Annotated in this window: 13 protein-coding genes and 1 pseudogene; 3 read left to right on the top strand and 11 right to left on the bottom strand. The window is 66.4% G+C overall.

Going from position 1 to position 11,590, the window contains the following annotated elements:
* Positions 1–488: MFS transporter (locus JWN03_RS07675; protein ID WP_297611791.1), on the bottom strand; the 488-nt coding region annotated here is incomplete at its 3' end.
* Between the two features lie 157 nt (positions 489–645).
* Between JWN03_RS07675 and JWN03_RS07680 the strand changes: the two genes are divergently transcribed.
* The gene (locus tag JWN03_RS07680; protein WP_297611794.1) at positions 646–1,311 is read left to right on the top strand and encodes a TetR/AcrR family transcriptional regulator; all 666 of its coding nucleotides are present in this window, start codon (positions 646–648) and stop codon (positions 1,309–1,311) included.
* Positions 1,312–1,407: 96 nt separating this feature from the next.
* Positions 1,408–2,187, top strand: coding sequence for a VOC family protein (locus JWN03_RS07685; protein ID WP_297611796.1), 780 nt, complete (start codon positions 1,408–1,410; stop codon positions 2,185–2,187).
* A gap of 2 nt (positions 2,188–2,189) precedes the next feature.
* On the opposite strand, the gene JWN03_RS07690 is transcribed toward JWN03_RS07685, so the two are convergent.
* Positions 2,190–2,600 (bottom strand): YchJ family protein, encoded by a 411-nt coding sequence (locus JWN03_RS07690; RefSeq protein ID WP_297611799.1) that lies wholly within the window; start codon positions 2,598–2,600, stop codon positions 2,190–2,192.
* 51 nt (positions 2,601–2,651) lie between these two features.
* A complete protein-coding gene (locus JWN03_RS07695; protein ID WP_297611802.1) occupies positions 2,652–3,053 on the bottom strand; it encodes a nuclear transport factor 2 family protein in 402 nt (133 codons plus the stop codon).
* Positions 3,054–3,153: 100 nt separating this feature from the next.
* Between JWN03_RS07695 and JWN03_RS07700 the strand changes: the two genes are divergently transcribed.
* On the top strand, positions 3,154–3,699 hold the full coding sequence (locus JWN03_RS07700; RefSeq protein ID WP_297611805.1) for a PadR family transcriptional regulator: 546 nt from the start codon (positions 3,154–3,156) through the stop codon (positions 3,697–3,699).
* Positions 3,700–3,701: 2 nt separating this feature from the next.
* On the opposite strand, the gene JWN03_RS07705 is transcribed toward JWN03_RS07700, so the two are convergent.
* From JWN03_RS07705 to JWN03_RS07740, 8 genes and pseudogenes are all read right to left on the bottom strand, one after another.
* Positions 3,702–4,370 carry an O-methyltransferase gene (locus JWN03_RS07705; RefSeq protein ID WP_297611807.1) on the bottom strand — a complete coding sequence of 223 codons (669 nt, stop codon included), beginning with the start codon at positions 4,368–4,370 and terminating at the stop codon, positions 3,702–3,704.
* An 81-nt stretch (positions 4,371–4,451) separates the two neighbouring features.
* The gene (locus tag JWN03_RS07710; RefSeq protein ID WP_297611810.1) at positions 4,452–6,173 is read right to left on the bottom strand and encodes an urease subunit alpha; all 1,722 of its coding nucleotides are present in this window, start codon (positions 6,171–6,173) and stop codon (positions 4,452–4,454) included.
* On the bottom strand, positions 6,173–6,484 hold the full coding sequence (locus tag JWN03_RS07715) for an urease subunit beta (protein ID WP_297611813.1): 312 nt from the start codon (positions 6,482–6,484) through the stop codon (positions 6,173–6,175). Before JWN03_RS07715 ends, JWN03_RS07710 begins: the two co-directional genes overlap by 1 nt.
* Positions 6,485–6,490: 6 nt before the next feature.
* Positions 6,491–6,793 (bottom strand): urease subunit gamma, encoded by a 303-nt coding sequence (locus tag JWN03_RS07720; RefSeq protein WP_297611816.1) that lies wholly within the window; start codon positions 6,791–6,793, stop codon positions 6,491–6,493.
* Between the two features lie 56 nt (positions 6,794–6,849).
* Positions 6,850–8,292, bottom strand: coding sequence for a HAMP domain-containing sensor histidine kinase (locus JWN03_RS07725; RefSeq protein ID WP_297611824.1), 1,443 nt, complete (start codon positions 8,290–8,292; stop codon positions 6,850–6,852).
* 111 nt (positions 8,293–8,403) lie between these two features.
* Positions 8,404–8,847 (bottom strand): PaaI family thioesterase, encoded by a 444-nt coding sequence (locus tag JWN03_RS07730; protein ID WP_297611819.1) that lies wholly within the window; start codon positions 8,845–8,847, stop codon positions 8,404–8,406.
* Positions 8,848–9,047: 200 nt separating this feature from the next.
* Positions 9,048–10,778, bottom strand: a complete 1,731-nt coding sequence (locus tag JWN03_RS07735; RefSeq protein ID WP_297611822.1) for a hypothetical protein — start codon at positions 10,776–10,778, stop codon at positions 9,048–9,050.
* Between the two features lie 56 nt (positions 10,779–10,834).
* Positions 10,835–11,590 (bottom strand): annotated as a pseudogene (locus tag JWN03_RS07740) (hypothetical protein); the annotation flags it as partial.

The raw sequence follows: 11,590 nt of genomic DNA on the forward strand, positions 1-11,590 counted from the left end.
CCGATGATCGGCCCGACCGCCGACCCGCCCGCGAAGAACGCGGTCCAGACGCCGATGGCGGTGGCCCGTGCCCGCGCCTCCGGGACCATGGTCGAAATCAAGGCGAGGCTTGACGGCAGCAGGGTCGCGCCGCCGACACCCATGAGCGCCCGCGCCGCGATCAGCACCGAGGCGCTCGGTGCGAACGCCGCCAGCACCGAGGCCAGCCCGAATACGGTCGCGCCGACGAGCAGGATGTTCCGCCGTCCGATGCGATCACCCAGATTGCCCATGGTGATGAGCAGTCCGGCGATCATGAAGCCGTAGATGTCGAGGATCCAGAGCTGCTGTGCGGCCGAGGGATCCAGATGCTCGGTGAGCGTAGGCATGGCCAGGTACAGCACCGACATGTCCATCGACACCAGCAGTACCGGCAAGAGCAGTACGGCCAGGCCGAGCCAGGCACGGCGCGGCGTCTGCGCGACGGAACGCGCGAGAATGCTGGTCATCACCTATCCTCCGAGCTGATTGAGGGCTTCATACACAAGGGCTTGAACAAGAAGTGCTTGCACAAGCAGGGCTTGATACAAGCAGGGCGCGTACGTCGTACGCGCGGCTGGAGTACAGTGTACGCATAGCCGTGCCGGGAAGGAAAGAATTCGTCCGATGACCGAGGCCAAGCTCACCCGGGCCGCCATCGTCGACACCGCCATCACCCTGGCCGACGAGTCCGGAATCGACGCGCTCTCCATGCGCCGCATCGCCGAGCGCATGGGCGCGGGCGCCATGTCGCTGTACCGGCACGTCCCGAACAAGGACACCCTCCTCGCGGCCATGACCGATGAGGTCTCCCGGCGCAATCCCTACCCGCCCGCCGAAGCACAGGGCTGGACCTGGCGCGATCGCGTACGCATCGCCGCCGAGGTGGATTGGCGGCTGTACCAGGAACATCCATGGGTGCTGTTCACCTTCGCGGTCCCGCGCTACAACTTCGGCGAGAACAGCTTGGTCGTACTCAGCTGGCTGGTCGAGGGATTTTCCGAACTCGGCGTCAGCACCCGCGAAGCCACCCGCATGTCACTGTCGGTGTGGAGTTACATCGCCGGTGTGGCATTGCAGCATGTCAGCGCCCGCCTGCTGATCGACCGCGACAGCGAGAGCGAGGACCGCTCCGGCCTCACCGCACTACTCGAAGGCGCACCGCGCTGGCCGACACCGCCCGCCCTCACCGATCTCATCGGCACCGGCGGCGACGATCTACTGAATCCCGAACACCTCCTGGACTCAGGTCTCGCCGCACTCTGCGACGGCTTCGAGGCAAGGTCGCGATGAATTCCACTGCCCGGCACCGTCTGTAAAAGTGCACGCGCTGCAAGCTCGCGCAGCATGCGCACGTGCATGAACCGTCACCAACGACGAGGAGATGGCATGCCTTCCGACTTCACGCCCGGCGCACCCCGCTGGTTCGACGTCACCGCCCCCGACATTCCCGCCACCGCCGACTTCTATTGCGCCCTGTTCGGCTGGACCGCCCGGGACACCGGCGCCGAGGCCGGGCACTACACCCTGCTGCTACAGGACGGAGCCCACGTCGCGGGCGTCGTCTCGGCCGCCACCCCGGACGGCGGCACCAAACCGGCGATCTGGCTGCCGTACTTCACCGTCGCCGACGCCAAGGCCACCACCGCGACCGCCGTCGAGGCCGGTGCGGGCGTATTCATTGAGCCCACAGACGTATTCGGCCAGTTGGAGTTCGCGATTCTCACCGATCCGGACGGCGCGCCCTACGGCATCTCGCATCCGATCACCCGTCCCGGCACCGAACGCTGGGGCGAGGAGAACAATCCGGTCTGGGTCGAGTACACCGCCGCCCGCGCCCCCGCCGAGGCCATGGCCCACTACGCGACGGTGCTCGGCTGGAACTACGGCAACGCCGGCTGGGAAACCGCGACCGTGAACCCGTATCAGGCGCTCTCCCCGGGTTCGGGCGGCCGCGAATTCGGCGGTGCGCATATTGCGGCGTCAGGTGAGCCGGCGCCGTTCTGGTCCACCACGATTCGGGTCGCCGACGCCGATGCCATCGCCGCACGGGCGGTCGAGCTGGGTGGCTCGATCGTGCAGGAACCGCAGGACATGCCCGGCCCGTCCAAGGTGGGCGCGATCGCCGATCCGGCCGGAGCGACCTTGGGCCTCATGGCCTTCGGCTGAACTCAGTTCTCGATCACGCCGTCGAGGTAGACCCACGCCCCGTTGTCGCGGCGGAATCGGCTGTTCTCGTGCAGCTCGCCCGCCGTGCCGCCGGAGCGGTAGTGCGCCCGGAACTCCACGGTGCCTTCGGTATGGAACGGACCGCCGCCGGTCGCCCCGATGATTTCCAGTCGCTCCCACTGCATTCCGGGATCGAAATCCACGTCGGCGGGCCGGGTCGCGGGGTCCCAACTGCGCAGCAGATACGCCTCGTCCGCCACCGCGAAGGCACTGAACCGTGAACGCATCAACTGTTCCGCGGTATTCGCCTGCGCCGCACCCCGATGCAGCCGCCCACAACAGTCCGCATAGTTCGCGGGCAGCCCGCACGGACACTCCGCGGGGACCGGACGGGCCTTGCGACGCTTCGACATGCGCCCATTCTCCGTGGCCGATCCCCGCACCGGACGAGCGGTGTCCGCGACTCAGTAGAAGCTGCGCCCGATCAGCCCGCCCGACACCGACCAGACCTCCACGATCACACCGTTCTCGGTACGCAGGATGTCGGTGCCGCTGACGTCGACGCGCGTGCCCTCCGGCCCGTCGAACTGGGCCCCGTACGGACGCGCGATGATGCCGGTTCCGGTGTCGTCCATTTCGACGACCGGCGTGCCCTGCGGCGTGAACGTCAGGCCCGGCACCTGCTGATGGAACGACTCGATCTGCGCGGCGAAGGCCTTCGGATCGTGAATGTCGTCGTAGTCGGAGGCGCCCGGCTGGGCGTACCGCAGGGTGAATTCCGGGGCCATGATCTCCTGCGCCAGCGCCAGATCGCCGTTCCACATGATGGTCCACCGGTTGAACAATTCGATGCCGAAGTCGCGCATTTCCCGCTCCTAAATAGTATCTCTGATACGGTCTCTCTGGAACTAAACTATAGTCTCACCGATACGGTGTCAAGAGGTAGCTAGTGAAAGGAGTTGTGGCATGGCCGAACTCGGCCCACAGGACCACATCGTGCTGGGATTGATCGCCAGGCACGGGCCACTGACCCCGTACGAGCTCAAGGCCAGGGTCGAGGAGAGCGTCGACTGCTTCTGGCCGATTCCGCACGCGCAGCTCTATCGCATCCCGCCACGACTGGCCGAGCAGGGACTGCTGCACGAGGAGGCGGAGACCAGCGGACGGCGGCGGCGGGTCTTCCACCTCACCGATGCCGGCCGCACCGAATTGACCCGCTGGCTGGGCGATCCCGGCGCACCGCCGCCCGAGACGCGCGATCCCGCCCAGGTGAAACTCTTCTTCGCCGACCTGGGCGGGCCCGGAGATGTGGTGGTGCTGGCACATGCGCAGGCCGCGGAACACCGGCGCTGGCTGGACCTCTACCGCAAGCTGCACGCGGAGATCGATCCGAACGACAGCGAGCGCGCGGTGTCGCGGGGACGCATCCTGCTGCTCGGCATCACGCACGAGCAGGGGTACGTCGACTTCTGGGAGGAGCTGGCCGCGCACCCGGACGGTGCGCGGAAATAGCCTCAGTCCTGCTCGGCCACCAGGGCGTAGACGAACCCGTCCCAGCCCTTGCTGCCGACGGTCTGAAGCACGGTGCCGTCCAATCGCGGTTCGGCCGCGAACAATTCGATGACCTCGCGGCTGGCCCGCACCGCCGCATCGCGGGAATCCGGGTTCGCGATACCGCCGTTGCGGACCACATTGTCGACGATGATCACCGAGCCGGGGCGGGTCAGCTTCAGCGCCCACTGCACGTAGTTGGCGTTGTTGACCTTGTCGGCATCGATGAACACCAGGTCGAAGGGTTCGGGGTTCTCCCCCGCCAATACCGGCAGGCTGTCCAGGGCGGCCCCGACCCGAATCTCCACGCGGTCGCCGACACCGGCGCGATCGAGGTTCCCGCGCGCCACCTCGGCATGCTTGGGCTCGTACTCGAGGGTCACCACCTGCCCCTGCTTGCCGACGGCCCGCGCCAGCCAGGTGGTGCTGTACCCGCCGAGCGTGCCGATCTCGAGCACCCGGCGCGCCCGCGCGGTCTTGGCGATCAGATACAGGAACTTGCCCTGCGGCGGCGACACATCGATGGCGGGCAGCCCGGCGGCCGCATTCGCCTCGAATATCACCGAATCCTGGTCTCCTACCAGGGTATCCACGAGGTAATGATCAACTTCAGCCCAGTCGGATGTCGTCATACCGGCAAGTCTGCCACCCGCACGCCGCGGGTGGCCTCCCTTTAATTCGGCATGATCGCGGGCCGAATGGCGACCCGCGACTCAGAACAGGAAGTAGCGCTGCGCCATCGGCAGTTCCGTGGCCGGCTCCTCCGCCCACACTTCGCCGTCGATGCGCACGGTGAAGGTATCGGGATCCACCTCGATGCGCGGCATGGCGTCATTGCGCGGCATGTGCGCTTTGGTCCGCTTGCGGACATTGGCCACCGGCACCAGCTTCCGATTCACCCGGAGCCGATCGGCGAGACCGTCCTCGATGGCCTGCTCGGACACGAAATGCAGCGAAGTCCCCGCCGCGACGGCCGGTGCAGCACCGAACATGGGTCGCGGCAGCACCGGTTGCGGGGTCGGAATGGAGGCATTCGCATCACCCATGGCGGCCCAGGCGATCATGCCGCCCTTGAGCACCGCATGCGGGCGCACCCCGAAGAACGCCGGCTCCCAAAGCACCAGATCGGCCAGCTTGCCGACCTCGACCGAACCGATCTCATGATCGAGACCATGGGCGACCGCCGGGCAGATGGTGTACTTCGCGATATAACGCTGGACCCGATTATTGTCCGCCGCACCATCTCCCGGCAGCGCGCCGCGACGGCGCTTCATGACGTGCGCGGTCTGCCAGGTGCGCATGACCACTTCGCCGATGCGGCCCATGGCCTGGGAATCGCTGCCGATCATGGAGATCGCGCCCATATCGTGCAGCAGATCCTCGGCCGCGATGGTCGAGGGCCGAATCCGGCTCTCCGCGAAGGCCAGATCCTCCGGAATGGACGGGCTCAGGTGATGGCACACCATGAGCATGTCCAAATGCTCGTCGAGCGTATTGATGGTGTGCGGCCGTGTGGGATTGGTGGAGCTGGGCAGCACATTGAGATGCGCTGCGACAGTGATGATGTCGGGCGCGTGCCCGCCGCCCGCACCCTCGGTGTGATACGAGTGGATGGCCCGGCCGCGAATGGCCGCCAGGGTGTCCTCGACGAATCCGGCCTCGTTCAAGGTGTCCGAGTGCAATGCCACCTGCACACCCGACGCATCCGCCACCGTGAGGCAGGCATCGATGGCCGCCGGGGTGGTCCCCCAGTCCTCGTGCAGTTTGAAACCGGCTGCGCCGCCACGCAATTGCTCCCACATGGCTTCCTGGCGCACGGTATTGCCCTTGCCGAGCAGCACGATATTCATCGGCCACCCGTCGGTGGCCTCCAGCATGCGGCCCAGATGCCACGCGCCCGGCGTGACGGTTGTCGCCTTGGAGCCCTCGGCCGGGCCGGTGCCGCCGCCCACAAGGGTGGTGATGCCACCACCCATCGCCTCTTCCAGCAGCTGCGGGCAGATGAAGTGCACGTGACAGTCGATGGCGCCCGCGGTGACGATGCGGCCGTTGCCCGCAATGATCTCCGTCGACGGCCCGACCACCAGATCCGGATGCACCCCGGTCATGGTGTCGGGATTGCCGGCCTTGCCGATCCCGCAGATGCGCCCGTCCCGAATGCCGATGTCGGCCTTGATGATTCCCCAGTGATCGACGATCACCGCTCCGGTGATGACGGTATCGGGAGTGCCCTCGGCGCGGGTCGCCCGCGCCTGGCCCATGGATTCGCGCAGCACCTTGCCGCCGCCGAAGACCGCCTCGTCACCGGCGAGTCCCGGTCCGCCGCTGCGGTCTTCGGTGATCTCGATGAGCAGGTCGGTGTCCGCCAGGCGAATTCGATCGCCGGTGGTGGGGCCGAAGAGTTCGGCGTACCGGGCGCGGGAGAGTTCGGCCATCAGGCATCCAGCTTTCCGGGAGGAGTCAGGCTGATTCCGTGCACTTCGCGATTGCCGCCCAGCGGGACCAGCGAAACCCGCTGCCCCAGACCGGGTTCGAAGCGCACTGCGGTACCGGCCGGAATATCGAGGCGGCGGCCGTGCGCGGCCTCGCGATCGAAGCGCAGGGCCGAGTTCGCCTGCGGGAAATGCACATGGCTGCCGACCTGCACCGGGCGATCGCCGGTGTTCACCACATCGACTTCGATGCGTTCGGCTCCGGCATTGAGCTCGATCGTGCCCTCGGCACAGAGGTATTCACCAGGAATCATGAGACGTCAGCCGATCGGGTGGTGGACGGTGACAAGTTTGGTGCCGTCCGGGAAGGTCGCCTCGACCTGAACGTCGTGAATCATCTCGGGCACCCCGTCCATGACATCGGCGCGCTTCAGCACCGTCCGGCCGGAAGCCATGAGCTCAGCGACGGTCCGGCCGTCGCGCGCACCCTCGAGCACATGATCGACGATCAGCGCGATCGACTCGGGGTGGTTCAGCTTGAGCCCGCGGCCCTGCCGACGCCGAGCCAGCTCGGCCGCATAACTCAGGAGCAGGCGTTCCTGCTCGTGCGGCGACAGACGCATTCGGGCTCCTACCGAGGTTGCGGGGCGGGTCGTCGGTCATTCTGGCACGACCCGTATTACCTCGATGTTTCGTACACGGCGGGCGCGCCGCGTTCCCCCGGGAGCACAATGCGCAGCACCGTCCCGCCCCGGTCGGAGCCCTCGACCGCGATGGTGCCGCCGTGATTCATCACCACCTGCTTGACGATCGCCAGCCCCAGCCCCGACCCGGGCATCGAGCGCGAGGTCGTCGCACGATAGAACCGTTCGAAGACCAGCTCACGCTCCGCGGCGGGGATGCCGGGACCGGCGTCGTCGACGATCAGCTCCATCAGGCCCGAGGCGTTCTCCCGCATGCCGACCCGCACCTGTTCGCCCTCGGGGCTCCATTTGGCCGCATTGTCGAGGACATTGATGATCGCGCGTTCCAGACTGGCCTCGTGCCCGTAGGCCAGCCACGGCCGCAGATCGGTGCTGAAGTCGATTCCGGCCCGGCGTCTGCGGACGCGTTCCAGTGCGCGGTCCACCGCTTCGCTGATATCGACCTGCTCGTAGACGGTGTCCGGGGCGTCCTCACGCGCCAGGTCCACCAGATCGCCCACCAGCGTGGACAACTCCTCGATCTGCGCCATCACGTCCGAACGCAATTCGACCATGTCCTCATCCGGAATACGCGGCGCACCCGGACGCGACGAAGCGATCAACAACTCCATATTCGTGCGCAAAGACGTCAATGGCGTCTTCAGCTCATGACCGGCATCAGCCACCAAACGCCGCTGCCGCTCACGAGATTCGGTCAGCGCACGCAACATCGTGTTGAAACTCTCAGTGAGCCTGGCGAGTTCATCATCACCGGTCACCGGAATAGGAGTCAGGTCATCGGTACGAGCCACACGCTCGGTAGCTGCGGTCAGCCGGGCGATAGGCCGCAAACCCGTGCGGCCCACCGCCGTTCCCGCGGCCGCGGCGAGCAGGACGCCACATCCGCCGACCACGAACAGCAACCACGCCAGCCGGTCCAGCACCTTCTGGGTGGGCTGTAGCCGCTGCGAGATCACCAGGGTGGACCCCGAGTGCGTGCGCTCGGCGAGCACGCGCTGATTGCCGACCGTGCGCAGCGAGTAGGAAATCTCCCCGTGCGCGACCGCCATCTCCTGGGTGCCGATCGGCGGTGCGGCGTCCTGCCCGATCACGTAGCCCTCGGACTTGCTGTCCGGATAGATCAGCGCCACACCGATATCGTTCGAGAACAAACTCCCGAGGGTGAGCGCCTCCAGATAGTTCATGCTGTCGACATTGTTGGCGATCATGACCGAGGCCCGCGTCCGCAATTGCGAATCCACATCCGCGTACAGCGAGCGCGCCACCATCGCGTAGGCCGCGATGGAGGTGAAGGCGACGGCGACCGTCACCACCGAGGCGGCCAGCAGCATGACCCGCCAGCGCAGCGAGACCGAGCGGGCCGACGGCAGCGGCGGGAGCGGATCGGATTCCGGTACGTTCCCGAGCCCGGCGACCACCGGACGGTGTGGGACGGTTCTACTCACGAGCTCATGCCGCGAGCACCAGAATTGCGCATACCTCCATGCTGCCCACAGCGACTGAGAGGCAACTGAGAGCTGGGGACCGAATCAGCCCCGGGGACTGAGGTTCTGCAACCGGACCTGGCCGCGCGCGACCGTGCGATCCTGTTCATCGGTAATGACCACGACCCACAATTGCTGCGATCGGCCACGGTGCACCGGGGTCGCCACACCGCGCAGCACACCCTCGCGCACCGCGCGCAGGAAGTCGGTGTTGTTGTTGACGCCGACCACGGTCCCGCGATCGCCGAGCCAGATGCTGCCCGCGATGCTCGCCAGCGTCTCGATGACGGTGCAGTACACGCCGCCGTTCACAATGCCCGCCGGCTGGAACTGCTGCGGGGTGACGACCCACTCCGCCGTCACCTGATCCGAGGTCATCTCGGTCAGCTTCAACCCGAACGTATCGGTGAAGAAGCCCTCACTGAATTTGTTCATCAGCTCGGGCGTCACATCGGCCATGGACTTGAGCGACGAGAAGTCTTCGGTCATGAATCCACATTCGCATGCGGGCCCGGATAACGAAGCGGCGGGCTCCCCTTGGTAGGGGAACCCGCCGCGGCAAGGGACCGGGGGTTCTCGGCAGCCCTCCGGAACACTCACTCGGCCCTAACGCCGATTCCGAGTGTAGGTCAGGCTTACCTAACAAAGCAAGTCCTTCGTACCGGATCTGCCCCGCTCGGATCGATAGGTCAGCAGCCGGGACGCGGAGCGGTCGGTAGCGGGTTGCCGGTGTCGGCCGCGTTCTGCGGCCGGTCCGGGCCGCCGGGGAAGCCCCACCAGTTGTTTTCGGCGGCAAGCGAAAGGCCTGAGACATCAACCTGCGTAGTACTCCCGACAAGGCAGTTCATGCCGGGACTGCCCTGCGCTCCCCCGCCGAAATCTATTGCGGCGGTGCCGATCACGCCGTCACGATTGTTTGCCCGGAGCAGTGCCTGTTGGGCAGTGGTGACGGTGGTCCGGGCGACAGTGCCCTGCAGAACTGCCGTATCACCGACATTGACGATATTGATGCCATTGGCGGCGGAGCCGGTGACCGATGTGTCGTGGATGTCGAATGTCAGCGCCGCGGTGGACGGTGTCGGTCCCTCCGGGGTGAAGGCGATCAGGCCGATGCCGTCTGCGCTGCAGTCGCTGAAGTCGGAGTTCGCGACGCTCAGATGGGTTTGGCCGGTGCGCCCGAAGTTCGTTGTGACCAAGCATGTTCCGAGATTGGTCGGCACGATCGAATTGAGCGCGGCGCCGGGGAACAACGAGTTGTGCGCCCGGACCCGGTCCAGACTCAGCGATTGCCGGGCGCCCTCGCTGCTGAGGTTGTAGTTCTCGATGATGTCACCGGTGACGGTATCGAAATCACTGTCGGTGACCGCGACTTCGCTGTCGGGAGTGCCACTGGTGGTCACATATTCCAGACCGTTGGCGGAGAAGTGGCCGCCGCCATTGCGGAATCGGTTGCCGGTGACGGTGACCCGCAGCCGGGACTGCCCGAGCGGGTTGATGAACAACCCCTCACTGTCGGCGAGAGCGTTCAGCGGCGACACCGCCGGTGCCGCGATATCGGTTTGCGAATTGCCGTCCAGCGCTGCGGTCAGCTCCGCCGTACCGGCGGACTGGACTCCGATCGCGAGCACCGACAGCTTCGCCAGCCCGAGATTGATATTGCGCAGCGCATTCCCAGTCACGTGAGCTGTCATCCGGCTGGTTCCGGTGGCCCGCACATCGATCCCGTCGCCGCAGGCGGTGTCGTGGACGGTGTTGTTCTCGATCCGCACGTCGCCGGTCACCGTCGAGAAGTCGGTCATGATCGCCGCCCAGCCGTTGTTCAGCGTGATGAAATCGGGTAGCGGCGGCGCTGTCGCTCCGATCGCGATCGTCGGCGGCAACGTGAACGGTCCGATGAGGAAGCCGTCCGCGCAGCGCTGATTCGTGGCCGCCACATCATTGCCGTCGACCACCGCGTCAGCGGCGTCCGAACCGTAGATGCCGCCACGGAGCGCGCCGGTAATGACAAGATTGCGTACCTCACTGCCCCGCGCGAGCACCACGGCATCGCCGTTTCCGGCAGTGGTGGCGTTGGTCAGGCGGGGCAGATCGGCGCCCGGCGCGGCGCCCTGCACCGCAGGACCGCCGCCGATGAGCCGCTGTCCGGGCTTCAGCACTATGCCGCCGTCGAGCGGAGGCACGTTCGCCCCGGCAGGCTGCACCACAATGGTGTCACCCTCGCCCGCCGAGGCCGCCACGGCGGCCAGCGAATCGAACGGCGCATCGATGCTGCCGGTGCCGCCCGGCCCGGCCCCCGCCTCGACAAACCAGGTATTCGAATCCCCCTGCGCCGCAGCTGGTTCGAGCGATATCACACCACAGGCCGAGACGGTGACCGCGAGTACCGAGGCGGCGCGCAGTACGCGGCTCCTGGAGTGCATCAATTGCTCCCTACGAGATGAGGATTGTTCCGGGCTGCGCTGCACCACAACCCGATTCAGCCCGTCGGCTGGGTGATGAAGGCGGCGATATACGAACTCGCGGGCTCCGGAAGGCCGTTGTTCTGCTTCTCGGCAGCGGTGACTACGTCGTAATGCCGGTATCCCGGAATGTATTTCGCGTTGTACGGCAGCAGACCACCGAGCCCGGCGTTCTGCACCGGGGAGTCCCCGGACAGCAACGTCAGATTGCGGCGACCGGCGGGCGTGCTCTGCCAGCGGTCACCGTGCAGCAGGAAGCTCAGAATGCCGCCGGAGCGGTACTGCAGCTTGCCGAGATCACCGTCGCGGCCCAGCCCGAGGGCGAAAACCATATCGGTGATCAGCCGGAACGAGGTGTACTCCTCGAAGTAGCTTGTCGGCTGCCAGCCCGGATTCATGGCATGCGCGAATTGCCGGACGTCGGTGACCTCGTGATCGCTGTCGGTCGGCGGGCCCTGCCCGATCCCGGGCGCATCGATACCGGACGGCCAGACCTGGTCGTAATTGCGCCAACCGCACAGTTGATCGTGGGCGGCGGGCGTGTAGTTCTGCCCGAAGCCGACCCGCAATGGGATGACGAACAGCGTCGGACCCAGAATCGGCACGGAGGCAAGGCCATTCGGGACCGGATAGGTCTTCCCCGCCACCGGGCAGTCGTAGAATCCGAGACCGGCTTGCAGGATGTATTCGGCGGAGTTCTGATCGAAGTCCATCGCCAGCGCGGCCGTATTGGTCAGCCGGAAATCGTTCGGCAGGTTCGCGCCGGTGAACAG

Origin of the sequence: Nocardia sp., from assembly GCF_025465275.1 — a bacterium.
Classification (GTDB): Bacteria; Actinomycetota; Actinomycetes; order Mycobacteriales; family Mycobacteriaceae; genus Nocardia.

Bases quoted from the DNA above. Each gene is read 5' to 3' on its own strand.
- JWN03_RS07730 (WP_297611819.1), bottom strand. From the start codon at position 8,847: ATGACCGAAGACTTCTCGTCGCTCAAGTCCATGGCCGATGTGACGCCC.
- JWN03_RS07710 (WP_297611810.1), bottom strand. From the start codon at position 6,173: ATGGCCGAACTCTCCCGCGCCCGGTACGCCGAACTCTTCGGCCCCACC.
- JWN03_RS07690 (WP_297611799.1), bottom strand. From the start codon at position 2,600: ATGTCGAAGCGTCGCAAGGCCCGTCCGGTCCCCGCGGAGTGTCCGTGC.
- JWN03_RS07715 (WP_297611813.1), bottom strand. From the start codon at position 6,484: ATGATTCCTGGTGAATACCTCTGTGCCGAGGGCACGATCGAGCTCAAT.
- JWN03_RS07705 (WP_297611807.1), bottom strand. From the start codon at position 4,370: ATGACGACATCCGACTGGGCTGAAGTTGATCATTACCTCGTGGATACC.
- JWN03_RS07735 (WP_297611822.1), bottom strand. From the start codon at position 10,778: ATGCACTCCAGGAGCCGCGTACTGCGCGCCGCCTCGGTACTCGCGGTC.
- JWN03_RS07720 (WP_297611816.1), bottom strand. From the start codon at position 6,793: ATGCGTCTGTCGCCGCACGAGCAGGAACGCCTGCTCCTGAGTTATGCG.
- JWN03_RS07685 (WP_297611796.1), top strand. From the start codon at position 1,408: ATGCCTTCCGACTTCACGCCCGGCGCACCCCGCTGGTTCGACGTCACC.
- JWN03_RS07700 (WP_297611805.1), top strand. From the start codon at position 3,154: ATGGCCGAACTCGGCCCACAGGACCACATCGTGCTGGGATTGATCGCC.
- JWN03_RS07695 (WP_297611802.1), bottom strand. From the start codon at position 3,053: ATGCGCGACTTCGGCATCGAATTGTTCAACCGGTGGACCATCATGTGG.
- JWN03_RS07680 (WP_297611794.1), top strand. From the start codon at position 646: ATGACCGAGGCCAAGCTCACCCGGGCCGCCATCGTCGACACCGCCATC.